16 protein-coding genes are annotated in these 19,103 nt (G+C 75.7%); 5 read left to right on the top strand and 11 right to left on the bottom strand.

Going from position 1 to position 19,103, the window contains the following annotated elements; translation table 11 throughout:
• The first annotated feature begins 2 nt into the window (after nucleotides 1-2).
• Nucleotides 3-1,784 carry a prolyl oligopeptidase family serine peptidase gene (locus tag ACI8AB_RS18475; protein WP_456951317.1) on the top strand — a complete coding sequence of 594 codons (1,782 nt, stop codon included), beginning with the start codon at nucleotides 3-5 and terminating at the stop codon, nucleotides 1,782-1,784.
• On the opposite strand, the gene ACI8AB_RS18470 is transcribed toward ACI8AB_RS18475, so the two are convergent.
• The 3 genes from ACI8AB_RS18470 to ACI8AB_RS18460 are packed head-to-tail and all read right to left on the bottom strand — an operon-like array spanning nucleotide 1,717 to nucleotide 5,302.
• On the bottom strand, nucleotides 1,717-2,982 hold the full coding sequence (locus ACI8AB_RS18470; protein ID WP_456951316.1) for a glycosyltransferase 87 family protein: 1,266 nt from the start codon (nucleotides 2,980-2,982) through the stop codon (nucleotides 1,717-1,719). The genes ACI8AB_RS18475 and ACI8AB_RS18470 overlap by 68 nt on opposite strands.
• Before the next feature lie 5 nt (nucleotides 2,983-2,987).
• A complete protein-coding gene (locus ACI8AB_RS18465; protein ID WP_456951315.1) occupies nucleotides 2,988-4,037 on the bottom strand; it encodes an aspartate-semialdehyde dehydrogenase in 1,050 nt (349 codons plus the stop codon).
• Nucleotides 4,034-5,302 (bottom strand): aspartate kinase, encoded by a 1,269-nt coding sequence (locus ACI8AB_RS18460; protein WP_387987449.1) that lies wholly within the window; start codon nucleotides 5,300-5,302, stop codon nucleotides 4,034-4,036. The genes ACI8AB_RS18465 and ACI8AB_RS18460 overlap by 4 nt, the downstream gene beginning before the upstream one ends.
• 94 nt (nucleotides 5,303-5,396) lie before the next feature.
• Here ACI8AB_RS18460 and ACI8AB_RS18455 point away from each other — a divergent pair, with 94 nt between their 5' ends.
• From ACI8AB_RS18455 to leuA, 3 genes are all read left to right on the top strand, one after another.
• Complete coding sequence (locus ACI8AB_RS18455) at nucleotides 5,397-6,989, top strand: phospholipase D family protein (RefSeq protein WP_456951314.1); 1,593 nt, start codon at nucleotides 5,397-5,399, stop codon at nucleotides 6,987-6,989.
• A gap of 369 nt (nucleotides 6,990-7,358) precedes the next feature.
• Entirely contained in the window at nucleotides 7,359-7,934 is a 576-nt protein-coding gene (locus ACI8AB_RS18450; protein WP_456951313.1) for a hypothetical protein, read from the top strand.
• Between the two features lie 174 nt (nucleotides 7,935-8,108).
• On the top strand, nucleotides 8,109-9,845 hold the full coding sequence (leuA, locus tag ACI8AB_RS18445) for a 2-isopropylmalate synthase (RefSeq protein ID WP_456951312.1): 1,737 nt from the start codon (nucleotides 8,109-8,111) through the stop codon (nucleotides 9,843-9,845).
• Between the two features lie 24 nt (nucleotides 9,846-9,869).
• On the opposite strand, the gene mnhG is transcribed toward leuA, so the two are convergent.
• From mnhG to ACI8AB_RS18405, 8 genes are all read right to left on the bottom strand, one after another.
• Entirely contained in the window at nucleotides 9,870-10,235 is a 366-nt protein-coding gene (gene mnhG, locus ACI8AB_RS18440) for a monovalent cation/H(+) antiporter subunit G (RefSeq protein WP_456951311.1), read from the bottom strand.
• A complete protein-coding gene (locus ACI8AB_RS18435; protein ID WP_387987459.1) occupies nucleotides 10,232-10,534 on the bottom strand; it encodes a monovalent cation/H+ antiporter complex subunit F in 303 nt (100 codons plus the stop codon). Before ACI8AB_RS18435 ends, mnhG begins: the two co-directional genes overlap by 4 nt.
• Entirely contained in the window at nucleotides 10,531-11,085 is a 555-nt protein-coding gene (locus ACI8AB_RS18430; protein WP_387987461.1) for a Na+/H+ antiporter subunit E, read from the bottom strand. The genes ACI8AB_RS18435 and ACI8AB_RS18430 overlap by 4 nt, the downstream gene beginning before the upstream one ends.
• On the bottom strand, nucleotides 11,082-12,740 hold the full coding sequence (locus tag ACI8AB_RS18425) for a Na+/H+ antiporter subunit D (protein ID WP_456951310.1): 1,659 nt from the start codon (nucleotides 12,738-12,740) through the stop codon (nucleotides 11,082-11,084). The genes ACI8AB_RS18430 and ACI8AB_RS18425 overlap by 4 nt, the downstream gene beginning before the upstream one ends.
• Complete coding sequence (locus ACI8AB_RS18420) at nucleotides 12,737-13,255, bottom strand: Na(+)/H(+) antiporter subunit C (protein ID WP_456951309.1); 519 nt, start codon at nucleotides 13,253-13,255, stop codon at nucleotides 12,737-12,739. Before ACI8AB_RS18420 ends, ACI8AB_RS18425 begins: the two co-directional genes overlap by 4 nt.
• Nucleotides 13,252-16,119: a Na+/H+ antiporter subunit A gene (locus ACI8AB_RS18415; protein ID WP_456951308.1), complete on the bottom strand. Its 2,868-nt coding sequence runs from the start codon at nucleotides 16,117-16,119 to the stop codon at nucleotides 13,252-13,254. The genes ACI8AB_RS18420 and ACI8AB_RS18415 overlap by 4 nt, the downstream gene beginning before the upstream one ends.
• A 117-nt stretch (nucleotides 16,120-16,236) precedes the next feature.
• Nucleotides 16,237-16,896: a response regulator gene (locus ACI8AB_RS18410; RefSeq protein ID WP_387987467.1), complete on the bottom strand. Its 660-nt coding sequence runs from the start codon at nucleotides 16,894-16,896 to the stop codon at nucleotides 16,237-16,239.
• On the bottom strand, nucleotides 16,893-18,071 hold the full coding sequence (locus ACI8AB_RS18405) for a sensor histidine kinase (RefSeq protein WP_456951307.1): 1,179 nt from the start codon (nucleotides 18,069-18,071) through the stop codon (nucleotides 16,893-16,895). Before ACI8AB_RS18405 ends, ACI8AB_RS18410 begins: the two co-directional genes overlap by 4 nt.
• A 185-nt stretch (nucleotides 18,072-18,256) precedes the next feature.
• Here ACI8AB_RS18405 and ACI8AB_RS18400 point away from each other — a divergent pair, with 185 nt between their 5' ends.
• Nucleotides 18,257-18,964, top strand: a complete 708-nt coding sequence (locus tag ACI8AB_RS18400; RefSeq protein WP_456951306.1) for a hypothetical protein — start codon at nucleotides 18,257-18,259, stop codon at nucleotides 18,962-18,964.
• Nucleotides 18,965-19,103 lie beyond the last annotated feature (139 nt).

Here is a 19,103-nt window from a genome sequence, read left to right as displayed (position 1 = left end):
GGGTGAGCGCCCCCGTCCTGTCCCCGGAGGTCACCGCCCGCTGGCAGGCCCGCTTCCGCGCGCCCCGTGTCAGCCTGCCCGACTGGGCGCTGCACGCGCCGCAGCGCTGCCTGTACGCCTCGGACGTCAGCGGCGTCGTCGAGCAGTACGCGTGGGACCGCACCACCGACGCGCACCGCCAGGCCACCGACCGGCCCAACGGCACGCTGATCGGCACGCTGTCCCCCGACGGCGAGACGATCTGGTGGTTCGCCGACACCGACGGCGACGAGTTCGGCGTCTGGATGGTGCAGCCGTTCGCGGGCGGCGAGGACCGGGTCGCCGTCCCGGAGGTCGGGCCGGCCTACCCGGCCGGACTGGAGATCGGCTCCTCGCTCGTGGCGATCGGCCGGTCCACCGACGACGGCAGCGAGCTGTGGCTGGCGCCTGCCGGCGGGACGCCGCGGGTGGTCTACCGGCACGAGGACCCCGCCTCGGTCGACGCCCTCACCCTCGACGACGAGCTGCTGGTCATCTCGCACTCCGAGCACGGCGACCCGCGCTACCCCGCGCTGCGGGTGCTGCGGACCGCCGACGACTCGGTGGTGGCCGAGAAGTGGGACGGCGAGGGCCGCGGCCTGCACGCGCTGGAGTTCGCCCCGCTGCCCGGCGACCGGCGGCTGCTGGTCGGCCACGAGCGGCGCGGCCGGGAGGAGCTGCTGGTCTGGGACGTCGCGGCCGACACCGAGACCGAGATCGTGCTCGACCTGCCCGGCGACGTGACCGCCGGCTGGTACGCGGACGGGTCGGCGTTGCTGGTCGGCCACGACCACGCCGCCCGCAGCGAGCTGTACCGCTACGCCCTGGCCACGGGTGAGCTGGAGCGGCTGGACACCCCGTCCGGCGTCGTCCGCGGGGCCACCGCGCGCCCGGACGGGACCGTGGAGCTGGCCTGGTCGTCGTCGGAGCGCCCGCCGGTGATCCGCCGCGCCGACGGGCCGGTGGTGCTCGCCGCGCCCGGCGAGGAGCCACCGGCCGCGCACCCCGTCGAGGACCGCTGGGTGTCCGGCCCGGGCGGGGACGTGCACGCGCTCGTCGTCCGGCCGGCCGGGCAGGCGCCGTACGCGACGGCGTTCCTGGTGCACGGCGGCCCCGAGTCCGCCGACGACGACTCCTACCGCGCCCGCCGCGCCGCCTACGTCGACGCCGGCTACGCGGTCGTGCACGTCAACTACCGCGGCTCCACCGGCTACGGCAGCGCCTGGCGGGACGCGCTGACGGGCCGGCCCGGGCTCACCGAGCTCGAGGACGTCGCCGCCGTCTACGACGCGCTGGCCGCCGAGGGCTTCCTCGACCCGGCGCGGACGGTGCTGACCGGCGGCTCGTGGGGCGGCTTCCTCACCCTGCTGGGCCTGGGCACGCAGCCCGAGCGCTGGGCCGCGGGCATCGCCGAGGTCCCGGTGGCCGACTACCTGGCCGCCTACGAGGACGAGATGGAGGGCCTGCGGGCCTACGACCGGGCGCTGTTCGGCGGCTCCCCCGACGAGGTGCACGAGCGCTTCGTGCGGTCCTCGCCGATCACCTACGTCGAGCAGGTGCGGGCGCCGGTGCTCGTCGTCGCCGGGGCCAACGACCCGCGCTGCCCGATCCGGCAGATCGAGAACTACCTCACCGAGCTGGAGCGGCTGGGCCACCCGCACGAGGTGTACCGCTTCGACGCCGGCCACGGCTCGCTGGTCATCGAGGAGACGATCCGGCAGGTCGAGACGGCGCTGTCGTTCGCGCTGCGGCACGTCCGGCCGTGACGCGGGCCGGGAGCAGGGCGACGACGGTGAGCGTCGTCAGCAGGTAGAGGTCCTCGACCACGAGCCCCGGGACGCCGAGGTCGTGGTGGTGGCCGGTGTCGGCCTCGGCGAACCAGATCGACGACGACGCCAGCACCAGCCCGGTGACGACGGCGAGCGCCGCGGCGGCCCGGCGCCCGGACAGCCGCCCCGGCGCCGCCGGGCTGCCGGCGGCGACGTCCACGAGGACGACCAGCGCGGGCACCAGCCAGACGAAGTGGTGCGACCAGGCGATCGGGCTGACCAGGCAGGCGGCCAGGCCGGTGAGCGCCACGCCGGCCAGGTCGTCACCGGCCCGGGCGGCCCGCACCGCGCGGGTGAGCACCAGCGCGAGGACGGCGACCGCGAGGACCAGCCACAGCAGCCGCGGCGGCTGCGCGGGGTCGGTGAGCCGCGCCAGCCCGCCGAGCAGCGACTGGTTGGAGGTCTTGTCCAGCCGGCCGACCCGCTCGGTCTGCCACAGCGTCCCGGTGAAGAACCGCCACGACGTCGCCGGCGCGACGGCGAACGCCAGCCCGGTCGCGAGCGCCGCGGTGCCGGCGGCGACCGCCGCCGCCCGCCGGCGCCGCGTCAGCAGCAGGTACACGACGAACAGCCCGGGCGTGACCTTGAACGCGGCGGCCAGGCCGATGCCGGCGCCGGCCCACCGCCACCCGCGGCGCAGCGCGGCGACGTCGGCCAGCACCAGCGCGAGCAGCAGCAGGTTGACCTGGCCGAAGCCGATCGTCTCCCGCACCGGCTCGAGCACGAACACCACCGGCAGCGCGGCCGCGACGGCGAACGCCGGCGGCCACCCGCGCCGGCGGGCCGGCGGGACGACCAGCCACGCGGTGACCCCGGCCAGCACCAGCAGGTTGAGCCCGGCGTGCACGGCCGCGACCGCCTCGATCGACAGCAGCGTCATCGGCAGCACCGCCAGCGCCGCGAACGGCGGGTAGGTGAAGCCGTAGTCGGTGCGGCCGAAGGTGTAGTCGTAGAGCGGCCGACCCGAGCGCCACCACTCGACGGCGCCGTCGTACACCCGCAGGTCGAACCAGTTGTGCCAGGGGTCGTTGGGCCCCAGCGCCGAGACCAGCCCGGCGAGCACCGCCAGCCCGAGGACGACGGCGACCTGCGCGGCGACCCGCCACCCGGCCCCCGGACGGCCGACGGGTGCCACTCCGCTCAGCGCCGGAGCAGCAGCTCGGCGATCTGGACGGTGTTCAGGGCCGCGCCCTTGCGCAGGTTGTCGTTGCTCACGAACAGCACCAGTCCGCGGTCGTCGTCGACGCCCTGGTCCTGCCGGACGCGCCCGACGTAGCTGGGGTCCTGGCCGGCGGCCTGCAGCGGCGTCGGGACGTCGGTGAGCTGCACGCCCGGCGCCCCGGTGAGCAGCTCGGTGGCGCGGGCGACCGGCAGCGGCCGGGCGAACTCGACGTTCAGCGACAGCGAGTGGCCGGTGAAGACCGGCACCCGCACGCAGGTGCCCGAGACGCGCAGGTCGGGGATGCCGAGGATCTTGCGGCTCTCGTTGCGGAGCTTCTGCTCCTCGTCGGTCTCCAGCGAGCCGTCGTCGACGACGCTGCCGGCCAGCGGCAGCACGTTGAACGCGATCGGGCGCACGTACTTCTGCGGCTCGGGGAAGGCCACCGCCGCGCCGTCGTGGGTGAGCTCGGCGGCCTTGTCGACGACCGCCTTCACCTGCCCGTCGAGCTCCTCGACGCCGGCCAGGCCGCTGCCGGAGACCGCCTGGTAGGTGCTGGCGACCAGCCGGACCAGCTGCGCCTCGTCGTGCAGCGGCTTGAGCACGGGCATCGCGGCCATCGTGGTGCAGTTCGGGTTGGCGACGATCCCCTTGGGGATCTCGGCCAGCGCGTGCGGGTTGACCTCGGCGACGACGAGCGGGACGTCGGGGTCGCGGCGCCAGGCGGAGCTGTTGTCGACGACGGTCACGCCCGCCTCGGCGAACCGCGGCGCCTGCGCCCGCGAGGTGCTCGCGCCCGCGGAGAACAGCGCGACGTCGAGCCCGGACGGGTCGGCGGTGGCGGCGTCCTCGACGGTGATCTCGCCGTCGCTCCAGGGCAGGGTGCTGCCGGCGCTGCGGGCGCTGGCGAAGAACCGCAGCTCGGCGAGCGGGAACTGCCGCTCGCCGAGGATCCGGCGCATGACGGCGCCGACCTGGCCGGTGGCGCCGACGATCCCGACCCGCAGGCCGTCGCTGGAGAAGGTTGTCATCGTCCGGTCCCTCCGTAGACCACGGCCTCCTCCTCGTCGGTGCCGAGGTCGAAGGCGTCGTGCACCGCGCGGACGGCGAGGTCGACGTCGGTGTCGCGGCAGACCACGGAGATGCGGATCTCCGAGGTGCTGATGAGCTCGAGGTTGACGCCGGCGTCGGCCAGGGCGCCGAAGAAGCGGGCCGAGACGCCGGGGTGGCTGCGCATGCCGGCGCCGACCAGGCTCACCTTGCCGATGTGCTGGTCGAAGCGGACGTCGCTGTAGCCGACGGTGTGCTTGACCTTCTCCAGCGCGGCGATCGCGGCCGGGCCGTCGCTCTTGGGCAGCGTGAAGGAGATGTCGGCGAGCTTGCTGGCCTCGGCCGACACGTTCTGCACGATCATGTCGATGTTGATCTCGGCGTCGGCCAGCACGCGGAAGATCTGCGCGGCCTCGCCCGGCCGGTCCGGGACGCCGTAGACGGTGATCTTGCCCTCGCTGCGGTCGTGCGCGACGCCGGTGATGATCGCCTGTTCCACGCTGAGGTCCTCCATCGAGCCGGTCACCACGGTGCCGGGGAGCTGTGAGTAGGAGCTGCGGACGTGCACCGGGATGCCGTAGCGGCGGGCGTACTCGACGCAGCGGAGCATCAGCACCTTCGCGCCGGAGGCCGCGAGCTCGAGCATCTCCTCGTAGGTGACCGTCTCCAGCCGCCGGGCGTTGGGGACGATCCGCGGGTCGGCGGTGAAGACGCCGTCGACGTCGGTGTAGATCTCGCAGACGTCGGCCCGCAGCGCCGCGGCGACGGCGACCGCGGTGGTGTCCGACCCGCCGCGGCCGAGCGTGGTGACGTCCTTGGTGTCCTGGCTGACGCCCTGGAACCCGGCGACGATGACGACCGAGCCCTCGTCCAGCGCCGAGCGCAGCCGGCCGGGCGTGACGTCGATGATCCGCGCCTTGCCGTGGCTGGAGGTCGTGATCACCCCGGCCTGCGAGCCGGTGAACGACCGGGCCTCGTAGCCGTGCGTGCTGATCGCGATGGCCAGCAGCGCCATGGAGATGCGCTCGCCCGCGGTGAGCAGCATGTCCAGCTCGCGGCCGGGCGGGTCGTCGGTGATCTGCGCGGCCTGGTCGAGCAGCTCGTCGGTGGTGTCGCCCATCGCCGAGACCACGACGACGACGTCGTTCCCGGCCTTCTTCTCCGCGACGATGCGCTCCGCGACGCGCTTGATGTGGGCGGCGGAGGCCACGGAGGAGCCACCGTACTTCTGCACGACGAGGGCCACGGGTCCACAGGCTACCGATGCCGGCCTCCTCCCCCGTGAATCAGCCCGGCGCGGTCCCGTTGCGTCCGGCCGCCGCGGGCGATGTGATCACCGGGTGACCGCTCCCGAGGACTGGCTGCTCAGTGCCGAGGAGCGGGGCAACGCGGCCACGGCGCTGCCGGCCTGGACCGAGGGCAACCTCGCCGAGCCGCTGGTGCACGGCGCCGCCTACTTCGACCGGCTGGTCGAGTGCGTGGAGGGGCTCGACGAGGGCGACCACCTCTTCTTCACCGACTGGCGCGGCGACCCCGACGAGGAGCTGCGCCCCGGCGGGCCGACCGTCGCCCAGCTGTTCACCGAGGCGGTGCGCCGCGGGGTGACCGTCCGCGGCCTGGTCTGGCGCTCGCACGTGGACTGGCTGTCGTTCAGCGCCCGTGAGAACCGGGCCCTGGACCGGGAGGTCGAGGACGGCGGCGGTCTGGTGGTGCTCGACCAGCGGGTGCGCCGGATGGGCAGCCACCACCAGAAACTGGTCGTCTGCCGGCACGACCAGGACGCCACGCAGGACGTCGCCTTCGTCGGCGGGATCGACCTGTGCCACAGCCGCCGCGACGACGCGGACCACCGCGGTGACCCGCAGACGCTGCCGATGGCCGCGGCGTACGGCCCCACCCCGCCCTGGCACGACGTGCAGCTGATGGTCCGGGGCCCGGCGGTCGCGGCCGTGGACACGGTGTTCCGGGAGCGGTGGGACGACCCCACCGACCCCGACTCGGGCAACCCGATCGCGCACCTCGTCGACCGGCTGCGGCGCAGCCGGATGTTCGCCGACCCGCTGCCGCCCCAACTGCCGCCCCCGCCGCCCGCGGGGCCGCACCTGGTGCAGAACCTGCGGACCTACCCGGCGATCCGGCCGCGCTACGACTTCGCCCCCGACGGCGAGCGGTCGGTCGCCCGCGGCTACTCGAAGGCGATCCGGCGGGCGCGGCGGCTGATCTACCTCGAGGACCAGTACATGTGGTCGGGCGAGGTGGCGGAGCTGTTCGCCGACGCGCTGCGCGAGCACCCCGACCTGCACCTGGTCGTCGTCGTGCCGCGGGTGCCCGACCAGGACGGCGCGATCGCCCAGCGGCCGCAGTACGTGGGGCGGTGGCAGGCGATCGAGATGTGCCGCCGGGCCGGCCGGGACCGGGTGCACGTGTACGACGTCGAGAACCACGAGGGGACGCCGGTCTACGTGCACGCGAAGGTGTGCGTGGTCGACGACGTGTGGGCCAGCGTGGGCAGCGACAACTTCAACCGCCGCTCCTGGACCCACGACAGCGAACTGTCCTCCGCCGTCCTCGACACCACCCTCGACCCCCGCGAGCCGCGCGACCCGGCCGGCACCGGCGACGGCGCCCGGACCTTCGCCCGCGACCTGCGGCTGGTGCTCGCCCGCGAGCACACCGACCGGGCCGAGGACGGCAGCGAGGACGCCGACCTGCTCGACCCGGCCGCCTTCGTCGCGACCCTCGACGCCGCGGCCGACGCGCTCGACGCCTGGTACGACGGGGGCCGCCGGGGACCCCGTCCTCGCGGCCGGCTGCGGCACCACCGCCCCGAGCGGCTGACGCTGCCCACCCGCCTGTGGGCGACGCCGCTGTACCGCCTGGTCGACGACCCCGACGGCCGTCCTCTCCGCCTCCGCCGCCGCCGGGAGTTCTGAGCTCCCGGACGCCACACCGGCGCGACCGGCCGGCCCCGGCGCACCGCGCCCACGGGTCCGACCGGCCGTTCCGCGCGCTCCCGGCTCCGCCCGTGCCGGCCCGGGCAGTGCACCTCCCGAGGGAAGTAGTGCTCTGCCCCCGATACGGACCAGAGCACAAGCACACGAAACCCATCGAGCAGGCCCCACCTTCGTGCTCTGCCCCCAGTCGGGGGCAGAGCACGAGCTTCCACAGGAGCACATGCCGCACGCCGGCATCCGGTCAGCCGCTGCAGGCTGCCCCCGTGACCGACTTCGACCTCTCCGGCACGCTGAGGCGGATCCGCAGGACTGCTGACCAGTCCCAGCGCGAACTCGCCCGGACCAGCGGTGTGTCGAAGACGGCGCTCGCCGCGGCAGAGGCGGGGACCGCGCGGGCTCGACGCCCGCGCACTGGCCCGGCTGGCGGCCGTCGCCGGGCTGCGGCTGGCGCTGCTGGACGCCGAGGGGCGGGAGGTGGCGCCGATGGACGGCGCGGCCGTGCGGGACGAGGGCGACCGGCACTTCCCCGCGCACCTGGACACCCGGCACGGCGACGACGGCTGGTGGCACGGGCCGCACCGGTTCGACCGCACGCCGGTCACCTACACGTTCACCCGCGACCGGCGGAGCAGGGACGACCGTCGCCGGGTGCGCGGGACCCCGGAGGACCACCAGCTCCCCCGGCCCGGGGACGCCCCGGCCGACCGGGCGGCGGCCCGGCGGGCGGCCGCGGAGAGGGCCCGCGCGGAGGAACGGGAGCGCCTGCGGGCGGCCGGGCTGCTCCCGCCTGCGCCGGAGTTCCGCTGCGTGTGCCCGCCGGCCTGCGACGACCTGCTGCTCGACGAGCCCCCGTCGGCGCCGGGCCGGCCCGCACCGCCCGCCCCGCACGCGCCGGACTGCGCGTGTGGCTGCGACCTCGGCTGACACGCTGCTACCGTGGGCTCCGTGCGCGGCAGCCTCCTGCTTACCCGCCGCGGCGAGGCCTCCTAGGTCGGCTCCCTCGCCGCGGAGACCCTGCCGTGGTCGATGACGTCCCGGTGCCCGCTGACCGCCCCCCAGGAGCGACAGTCCAGCCCGCGCCAGAGGAGTCATCCCACCGTGACCAGCCCGCAGCACCCGCACGCCCGCAACCCCCAGCGCCCCTCGGGGATGCCGATCTCCCGCTACGCCCCGTTCCAGCCGGTCGACCTGCCCGACCGCACCTGGCCGGAGAAGGTCACCACGGTGGCCCCGCGCTGGTGCGCCGTCGACCTGCGCGACGGCAACCAGGCCCTGATCGACCCCATGAGCCCCGACCGCAAGCGCCGGATGTTCGAGCTGCTGGCGCGGATGGGCTACAAGGAGATCGAGGTCGGCTTCCCGGCGGCCAGCCAGACCGACTACGACTTCGTCCGCCAGCTCGTCGAGGACGACCTGGTACCCGACGACGTCACCATCCAGGTCCTCACCCAGGCCCGTGACGAGCTGATCGAGCGCACCTTCGAGTCGCTGCGCGGCGCGAAGCAGGCGATCGTCCACCTGTACAACTCGACGAGCACGCTGCAGCGCCGCGTCGTCTTCGGCAGCGACCGCGCCGGCATCGTCGACATCGCCGTCCACGGCGCCCAGCTGGTCCGCAAGCTGGCCGAGCAGGCCGGCGACACCGAGATCCGGTTCCAGTACAGCCCCGAGTCCTTCACCGGGACCGAGCTGGACTTCGCCGTGGAGATCTGCAACGCGGTCACCGACGTCTGGGAGCCGACCCCCGACCGGCCGACCATCCTCAACCTGCCGGCGACCGTCGAGATGGCCGAGCCGACCGTCTACGCCGACCAGGTCGAGTGGATGCACCGCAACCTGGGCCGCCGCGACGCCGTCGTCCTGAGCCTGCACCCGCACAACGACCGCGGCACCGCCGTCGCCGCCGCCGAGCTGGGCTACCGCGCCGGCGCCGACCGCATCGAGGGCTGCCTGTTCGGCAACGGTGAGCGCACCGGCAACGTCGACCTGGTCACCCTGGGCCTGAACCTGTTCAGCCAGGGCATCGACCCGCAGATCGACTTCTCCGACATCGACGAGATCCGCCGCACCGTCGAGTACTGCAACCAGCTCGGCGTGCACGAGCGGCACCCCTACGGCGGCGACCTGGTCTACACCGCCTTCTCCGGCTCCCACCAGGACGCCATCAACAAGGGCTTCAAGGCCCTGGAGGCCGACGCGGCCGCCGCCGGCAAGCCGGTCGGGCAGATGCCGTGGGCGGTGCCGTACCTGCCGATCGACCCCAAGGACGTCGGCCGCAGCTACGAGGCGGTCATCCGGGTCAACAGCCAGTCCGGCAAGGGCGGCGTGGCCTACGTCATGAAGACCGAGAACCACCTGGACCTGCCCCGCCGGCTGCAGATCGAGTTCAGCGGGGTCGTCCAGCGGCACACCGACGACGAGGGCGGGGAGGTCACCGCCCAGCAGATGTGGGCCGCGTTCAGCAACGAGTACCTGCCCGACCCCGACGCCCCGTGGGGCCGGTTCGCCCTCGCCGGCCACCGGCACACTGCCCACGGCGACCAGCTCGACGAGATGGTCGTCGAGCTGACCGCCGACGGCGTCCCGGTCACCGTGCAGGGCCGCGGCAACGGCCCGATCGCCGCGTTCGTCGACGCGCTGACGACCCTCGACGTCGACGTCCGGGTCCTGGACTACGCCGAGCACGCGCTGTCCGCCGGTGGCGACGCCCGCGCCGCCGCCTACGTCGAGTGCGCGGTCGGCGAGCGCGTGCTGTGGGGCGTGGGCATCGACCCGAACATCGTCAGCGCCTCGCTGCGCGCCGTCGTCTCGGCGGTCAACCGGGCCCTGCGCTGAGGACGGGCCCGGGGCTCCGCGGCGTCAGTCGCCGCGGAGCCCCGGGTCCGCGCCCCCGCCGGCGTGCTCGGCCACCTCGTCGACCACCAGCAGGTCGCGGCGCACGTGCCGGCGGCGGTAGGCGATCCGGCTGACCATGTGCGCCGACAGCGGCGCGGTCAGCACCTGCAGCATCGCCACCAGCAGCAGCACCCACATCGCGGGCGTCCCGGCCAGCCGGATCGCCGCGCCGACCAGCACCAGCAGCAGCCCGGTGACCTGCGGCTTCGTGGCCGCGTGCAGGCGGGTCAGCACGTCGGGGAAGTGCAGCAGCCCGAGCCCCGCGGTGAATGCGAGGAACGACCCGAGCAGCAGGCAGACGGTCGCGACGACGTCGAGGACCGCGCTCACGGCCGCTCCTCCCCCGCAGGGTCGTCGCCGGAGGGCCGGTCGAGCACCATGCCGCCGACGTAGCGGACCACCGCGATGGCACCGATGTAGCCCAGCAGCGACACGACGACGAGCACCGGCACCGCGGACGCGTCGCGGGACAGCGCCACGTGCACGCCGAGCCCGCCGGCCGTGATCACCAGCATCGCGTCGCCGGCCACGACCCGGTCCAGCAGCGACGGCCCGCGGGCCAGCCGCACCAGCGCGAGCAGCGCCCCCGCCCCGACGAGGCCGAACGCCACGACGGCCACCCAGCTCACCGCGCCACCTCCGTGGGCTCCCGGTCCAGCGCGGCGCGCTCGCGGGACCGGCCGAACGCCCGCACCACCCGGTCCTCCACGGCCAGCACCCCGGCGCGCTGGCGCTCGAGGTCGTCGCGGTCGCGGACCTCGAGCAGGTGGACGGCGAGCACCCGGTGCTCGCGGTCCAGGTCGAGCACCACCGACCCGGGGACCAGGCTGAGCGCCTCGCTGATGACCGCGAGCAGCAGGTCGGAGTCGGTGCGCAGCTGCACCCGGATGACGGCGCTGCGCAGCGGCGGGCCCGGCCGCAGCGCGCGCCAGGCCACCTGCGCGCTGGAGACGGCGAGGTCGACGGCGAACACGGCGAGGAACCGCAGCAGCGCGAGCGGCCGGATGCGGATGTTCTCCACCACCGCCGGGAGCGGCACCACGCGGGTGACGAGGACGGCGACCAGCACGCCGCCCAGCACGTTCGCCCACGACCAGGTGCCCCACAGCAGCACCCAGACCAGCACCAGCCAGACCAGCGCGGGCAGCTGGCGCAGCAGGTGGCGGGCGCGGTCGGTCACCGCTCCCCCTCCACGGCCGTGCGGTAGGGGCCGCGGTCGAGCAGGTCGGTGGCGGCGCGGCCGGCCAGGCCGTAGAGCGGGCCGGCCAGCGCGGTGAGGGCGACGGTCAGCGCCACCAGCGCCGCCGTCGCGCCGACCAGCACGCGCGGCAGCCGCTCCGCGGGCTCGTCCGGGTGCTCGTCGGGCTCCTCGGGCCCCTCGGACGCCGTCGCCACGGCCACCTGCCGCTGCCACGCCGCCGACGGCCGGGCGGCGCCGTTCCCCGACGGGCGGGCCCCGCCCCGCGGCCCCGCGTCGGCCGCCGCCGCGGCGGCGGTGTCGGCGCCGGGCTCCTGCGCGCGCGGCCGCCAGAACGCGCGGGTCCACACCCGGGCCACCGCCAGGAGGGTGAGCAGGCTGGTCACCAGCCCGGCGCCGACCAGCACCAGCGCCAGCGGGCGGCCGTCGGCGACCCCGGCCTGCAGCAGCCCCAGCTTGCCGAGGAACCCGGACAGCGGCGGGATGCCGGCCAGGTTCAGCGCGGGCAGCAGGTACAGCACCGCGAGCAGCGGGGAGGCGGCGGCCAGCCCGCCGAGCCGGCGGATCGACGTCGACCCGCCGGTGCGCTCGACCAGACCGGCGACGAGGAACAGCGTGGTCTGGACGACGATGTGGTGGACGACGTAGAACACCGCGGCGGTCAGCCCCGCGACGCTGCCCAGCGCGATGCCGAACACCAGGTAGCCGATGTGGCTAACCAGCGTGAAGGACAGGATCCGCCGCAGGTCGGTCTGCGCGACCGCGCCGAGGATGCCGACCACGAGCGTCGCCAGCGCCGCCGCCATCAGCAGGGTGTCCAGCGCGCCGTCGGGGAACAGCAGCGTCTGCGTGCGGACGATCGCGTAGACGCCGACCTTGGTGAGCAGCCCGGCGAACACCGCGGTCACCGGCGCCGGCGCCGTCGGGTAGCTGTCGGGCAGCCAGGCCGACAGCGGGAAGACGGCGGCCTTGATGCCGAAGGCGATGAGCAGCAGCGCGTGCAGCAGCGTGCGGGTGCCCTCGGGGACCTCGGCCAGCCGCACCGACAGGTCGGCCATGTCCACGGTGCCGGTGGCCGCGTACACCAGGCCGATCGCGGCGAGGAACAGCAGCGACCCGACCAGGCTGACCACGACGTAGGTGATCCCGCCGCGCACCCGCGGCGCGGACCCGCCGAGGGTGATGAGCACGTAGCTGGCGGTCAGCAGCACCTCGAAGCCGACGTAGAGGTTGAACAGGTCGCCGGAGAGGAACGCGAACCCGACGCCGGCCATGAGCACGAGGAACGTCGGGTGGAAGATCGACACCGGCGCCTGCTCGCTGCCGTCGGCGGCGCCCTGGCCGACGGCGAACAGCAGCACCCCCAGGCCCACGGTGTGCGCCACCACCAGCATCAGCGCCGACAGCCGGTCGACCACCAGCGAGATCGCCTGCGGCACCGGCCAGTCGCCGACCGCCACCGCGACCGCGCCCGACCGGTCGGCGAGGACCAGCAGGGTCACCGACACGCCCAGGACCGCGGCGAGCACCGCGACGCTGAGTACCCGCTGGGTCCGCGTGTGGCGGTTGAGCAGCAGCGAGACGGCAGCACCCAGCAGCGGCAGGACCACCGGCAGCGGGGCGAGGACGCGGATCACCGCGGCCGCCGTCGCGCCGGGGGCAGGTCGACGTCGTCCGCGGGGGTGCCCGGCGGCGGCTGACCGCGGCGCCGGGGCGGCTCGGCGTGGAACGGGCGCCGGTCCTCGGCGGCCAGCCGGTCCGGGTCGATCTCGTCGGGGTCCTCGCGGCCGGAGCGCCGGCCCTCCCGGGTGGCCAGCCGGCGGTCCTCCTCGTCGGCCTCCACCGCCTCCTGGCGGGCCAGCCGCCACGAGCGGTGGATCACCGCCAGGAGGAACGCCGAGACGCCGAAGGTGATGACGATCGAGGTGAGCACGAACGCCTGCGGCAGCGGGTCGGCGGTGGCGTCGTCACCGCGGCCAAGCAGCGGCGCGCTCCCGGCCGGGCCGGCGGCGGAGATGAGCAGCAGGTTGGTGGCGTTGCCCAGCAGCAGGAAGCCGAGCAGCACCCGGGTGAGGCTGCGGTCGAGCAGCAGGAAGACGCCGGCGGCGTACAGGCCGCCGATGACCACGGGCAGGACGACGGTCGGCGTCACCGGGCCACCACCTCCCCCGGCATGGTCTCGACCGGGTCGTCCTCGTCCTCCTGGCGGTCGAGCTCGGCGCCGAGGCTGCGCAGCACGTCGAGCACCAGGCCGACGACCACCAGGTAGACGCCGACGTCGAAGAACAGCGGCGAGACCAGCTTGACGTCGCCGAGGACGGGCAGCGTCCACTCCCAGTAGGTGGACTCGAGCTCCTGCCCGCCCAGCACGAGCGCGGCGACGCCGGTGCCGCCGGCCAGCAGCAGGCCCGCGCCGAGCAGCCGGCCGGGGTCGAGCGGGGCGGCCTCGCCGAGCTCGTAGCGGCCGCCGGCCAGGTAGCGCAGCACCAGCGCGAGCCCGGCGACCAGGCCGCCGGCGAACCCACCGCCGGGCTGGTTGTGCCCGGCGAACAGCAGGTACAGCGAGAAGACCAGGACGGTGTGGAACAGCATCCGCACGACGACCTCGAGCACCACCGACCGGCGCCGCGGGTCGAGCGTGCCGCCGGCGGCCAGCCACTCCCCGACCGGCGCCCGCCGGGACCGCCCGGCGACCTGGTCCTCCCGCTCGGCCCGCTCGATCGCCCCGGTGCGCCGCCGCAGGAAGACCAGGCTGGCCACGCCGGTGGCGGCGACGATGAGCACCGAGATCTCCCCGAAGGTGTCCCAGGCTCGGATGTCGACCAGGGTCACGTTGACGACGTTGTGCCCCTGCGCCTCCTCGGCGAGCCGGGCGTACTCGTCGGACACCGGGGCGGCGGCGCGGGCGGCCAGCGCCACGGCGGACACCGCCCCCATGAGCAGGCCGACGCCGACGGCGAGCAGGCCGCGCCCGGCGCGCTCTCGGCGGCGGTGCCGCTCGGACACGTCCTTGGGCAGCTTCCGCAGCACCAGGACGAACGCCACGATCGTCACCGTCTCGACGAGGAACTGGGTGAGCGCGAGGTCCGGCGCCCCGGCGATCACGAAGAACACCGCCAGCCCGTAGCCGGTGACGCCGACGACCAGCGCCGCCGACAGCCGCTGCCGCACCCGCACCGCCATCGCGGCGGCCAGCAGCACGACGACGCCGACCAGCACCTGGACCGGGCTGTCCCAGGCCCGCCACTGCGCCGGGCGCTCGGCGACGGTGGTGAGCAGCGCGCCGGGCAGCAGGACGACCGCGGTGAGGATGGTGCCGAGGTAGGCGGGCAGCGACCCGCGCTGCGTCGTCCCGGTGACCAGGACGGCGAGCCGGTCGACGCCCTGCAGCACGTTCCAGTAGCCCTCGTCGGCCGACGCCCGGACCGTGAGCCGCCGCTGCACCCGGGCCACCGCCGCCCGCCCGGCGAACAGCGCCGCCCCGCCGAGCAGGGTGAGCGCCGACAGCGCCAGGGCCGGCTGGAGCCCGTGCCACAGCGCGAGCTCCTCGGTCTCCGGCGCGTAGCCGGGCAGCCCGTCGGCGTAGCGGCCGACGACCGGCTCGAGGCCCTTCGCGAGCACGCCGCCCGCGAGGCCGAGGAGGGCGAGGACGACCGGGGCGGCGAGGAACAGCGGCCCGGGCGGGTGCGCGACCTCCGTGGCCGGCCGGCCGGCGTGGGTCGCGAACGCTCCCCACACGAAGCGGAGCGTGTAGCCGGCGGTGAGCACCGACCCGAGCACCAGCCCGGCGAGGACCAGCAGCGCGGCGGTGCGGTCGGGCAGACCGCCGTCGAGGAGCGCGGTGAACGCCGCCTCCTTGCCCACGAAGCCGAGCAGCGGCGGCAGCCCGGCCATCGACGCCGCGGCCAGGCCGGCGACCGCGGCGACTCCCGGCATCCGGCGGCCGAGGCCGGACAGCTCGCGCAGGTCGCGGGTGCCGGTGGCGTGGTCGACGACGCCGACGGTGAGGAACAGCGTGGACTTGAACAGCCCGTGGGCGAGCACCATGGCCAGCCCGGCGCGGGCGAGCTCGGCGCTGCCGGCGCCGACCAGCGTGGTGAGGAACCCGAGCTGGCTGACCGTGCCGAAGGCGAGCAGCAGCTTGAGGTCGGTCTGGCGCAGCGCCCGGTAGCCGCCGACCAGCATCGTGGCCACGCCCAGCCCGAGCACCAGCGGCCGCCAGCCGGGCAGGTCCGCGGCGCCGGGCGCCAGCCGCGCGACCAGGTAGACGCCGGCCTTCACCATGGCCGCCGCGTGCAGGTAGGCGCTCACCGGCGTCGGCGCCTCCATGGCCGCCGGCAGCCAGAAGTGGAACGGCACCAGCGCGGACTTGGTCACCGCGCCGGCCAGCACGAGCAGCACCCCGGTGACGACGGCAGGCCCGCTGCCCGGGTCGGCGACGATCGCCGACAGCCGCGACGTGCCCGCGGCGTGCGCCAGCACGACCAGCCCGGCCAGCATCGCCAGGCCCCCGGCGGTGGTGAGGACCAGCGCCTGAGCGGCCGCCCGCCGGGCCGCCAGCGACGTCCCCGACCCGCCGATGAGCAGGAAGGAGAAGACCGTCGTCAGCTCCCAGGCGACGTAGAGCAGGTAGACGTCGTCGGCGAGGACCAGCGCCAGCATCGAGCCGGCGAAGGCGGTCAGGCAGCCGGCCAGCCGGCCGGTGCCCTCGGCGTCCGGCTCGACGTAACGGCTGCAGTAGAGGAGCACCAGCGCGCCGACGCCGGTGACCAGCCCGGCGAACACGAGGGCCAGCGGGTCCAGCCGCAGCGCCACCGACAGGTCGAGCGCGGGCACCCAGGGCACGGTCTCGCGGACGTCGTCGCCGGACGCGACCGCCGACAGCTGCGCGAGCGTCCAGGCGAACCCGGCCGCGGGCACCAGCGCGAGGGCGAGGAAGGCGTCCCGTCCCCACCACCGCACCAGCACCGGCGCCGCCAGGGCGGCCACCAGGTGCGCGAGCAGCAGTGCGGTCACGGGGCTCCCGGGTCGGCGGCGGAGGGGAGCACGCGACGACGGCGGTGCGGCGGCGTCGCCCCCTCGTGGGGGTACCGCCGCTCCCGCGCCGGGAAACCGGGGGCGCGGAGAACCGGGTCACCTACCCGGCGTCACCAGGCCCGACTCGTAGGCGAATGCAACCGCCTGGACCCGGTCGCGCAGCCCCAGCTTGAGCAGCACCCGGCTGACGTGCGTCTTCACCGTCGCCTCGCCGAGGTACAGCCGCGCGGCGATCTCGGCGTTGGACAGCCCGGCGGCGACCAGCGCCAGGACGTCGGTCTCCCGCTCGGTCAGCGCCGCGAGCTCCGCGGCGCGGCCGGGGTCGGGCGCGGGCGCTGCGGCGAAGGACCGGATCACCCGCAGTGTCACGGCCGGGTCGAGCAGCCCCTGCCCGGCGGCCACGGTGCGCACCGCGGCCACCAGGTCCTCGGGCGGGGCCACCTTGAGCAGGAACCCGCTGACCCCGGCGCGCAGCGCGGCGGCCACGTACTCGTCCTCGTCGAACGTGGTGAGGACGACGACGCGCGTGGGCAGGCCGGCCCCGACGATCCGGCGGGCCGCCTCGAGCCCGTCCGTGCCGGGCATCCGGACGTCGAGCAGCACCACGTCGGGCGCGAGCTCGGTGACCACCCGCACGCCGCCGGCGCCGTCGCCGGCCTCCCCGACCACCTCGATGTCGGGCTCGGCGGCCAGCACCATCCGCAGGCCGGTGCGGATCATCGACTGGTCGTCGACCAGCACCACCCGGATCGTCACGCGCCCACCGCCGCGGGCGCGCTCGCCGGCGCGGGCACCGGGAAGCCGGCGCGGACCCGGTAGCCGCCGCCGCGGACCGGCCCCACGGAGAGGTCGCCGCCGGCCACGGCCACCCGCTCGCGCATGTGCAGCTGCCCGTGCCCGCCGGTGCCGGGGACCGGCGGCGGCACGGGGACCCGCGGCCGGCCGTCGTCGGTGACGGTCACCGTCACCCGGCCCGGCCTCCAGGCGACCTCCACGCACGTGGCCGCGGCACCGGCGTGCCGGACGACGTTGGACAGCGCCTCCTGCACCACGCGGACGGCCGCGACGTCGACCAGCTGCGGCAGCTCGGCCGGCTCCCCGGTGACGACGAGCCGCACCGGCATCCCGCCGGCGCGCAGCTCGGCGAGGACGGCGTCGAGCCGGGACAGCGACGGCCGCGGCGCCGGGTCGCCGCCGCCGGACTCGCGGAGGATGCCGACCACCCGGCGCATCTCGTCGACCGACTCGCGCCCCAGCCGCTCCAGCCCCAGCAGCACGTCCTGGGCCTCCGGGTGGTCGGGCAGCAGCCGGCGCAGGCCGCCCATCTGCAGCACCATCACGCTCACCGCGTGCGCCACCGAGTCGTGCACCTCGCGGGCGATGCGCGCCCGCTCGGCCACCACCGCGGCGCCGGCCACCGCCTCCTGCTGCTCGGCCAGCCGCGCGGCGAGCGCCTGCAGCGCCAGCGAGCGCTGGTGCGACTGCCGCACGAGGACCCCGACCGCCCAGGCGGTGCCGGTGACGACCAGGTAGAAGACGCTCTCCCAGGTGGAGGGGCCGAAGGCGATGCCGCTGCCCACCACGACCAGCGTCGCGACGACGGCCGCGCGCAGCCCCCGCCGCACCGGCAGCACCGCGGCGGCGTGCCCGACGAGCACCGCCATCGCGATCAGCTGGGCGCCGCCGGGACCGGGCGTCCCCAGCGCGTAGTTGCCGAGCACGCTGAGCCCGCCGGCCACCGCGGCCGCCTCCGGCCGCCGGGCGCCGAGCGCCACGACGGCCCCGACGGCGACGCCGGGCAGCGCGGTGACCAGCGGGTAGCGGAACACCTCCTCGGTCAGCGTCTCGACGACCGACAGCACCGCGAGCACGGCGCCGAGCACCGGCCAGACGAGCCGGCGGGCGGAGGGGGACGACGACCAGCGGGGCACGGCGAGCACGGTAGGGGCCCGCGGGGGTGCCCGGGATCCCCCGCGCGGCCGATGGACACGCGCCCGCCCTCCTCCTCGCGGCGGAGGACGGTCGGTCCGCCGGGACGGACGTGGCGGAGGGCCCCGCGGCCGGAGAGTCCTCGCCGACGCACCGCAGCGAGCGGTGCCCCGACCGACGAGGACCGATGACCACCTCCCCGCTCCCCACCCGTCCCGCCGCCACCCCCGAGGCGCGCCCGGCCCGCAGCGCCGGCTCGCTGATGCTGCCGATCGCCGGCGCCGCCCTGGTCGGCGGCTCGCTGCTCTACGTCGCCGGCATGGTGACCTCCCCGCCGCAGGACTCCCAGGCCGCGGCCGACTACATCGCGGCCCTGGGTCGCGACGAGGGCCGGACGACGCTGTCGGCGGTGCTGCTGCACTACGGCAACATGGCGCTGGCCCTGGCCTGGCTGGCCGTCCCGACGCTGGTGCGGGGCCGCCGCGGGCGCATCCCGACCGTCGTCGGGGCGCTGCTGTCCGCGATCGGCCTGGTCACCGTGGCCGGCTTCGTGCTCTACGACCACTGGACCGGCGCCATCGGCCGCGAGCTCGACCCGGCCACCGCCCTGGGCCTCTACGACGCCGTCGGGGCCAACCCGGGGGTCGCGGTCGTCGGCCTCCTGACCCTGTTCGGGCTCCTCGGCCCGATCGTCGGCTACGTGGGTCTCGCCCGCGCCGGGGTGACCGGCTGGTGGCTGCTGCTCCCGGCCGTCGGCTGCCTCGTGGCCTCCGCCGTGATCCCGTTCTCGCCGACGGTCCACGGCGCCCTGGCCCTCGTCGGCGCCGTCCCGGCGGTCGTCGTCGGCCTGCGGATGCTCGCCCGCACCCGCGCCGAGGCCGCCGTCGCCGCGTGAGCACGATCAGGTCAGCTGATCGTGCTGCGTCCTGGCTCACCGCCCCCCGTGTGCCCCGACGCGCTCGCGTGTGCCAGGTCGCCCGCGGCGCGGCAGCCCGCGGCGCGCGCCGCGGGGGCCAGCCAGGAGGTCTTGACCC

This window comes from Geodermatophilus sp. SYSU D00698, assembly GCF_054050335.1.
This window is presented reverse-complemented; position numbering and strand designations above follow the sequence as displayed.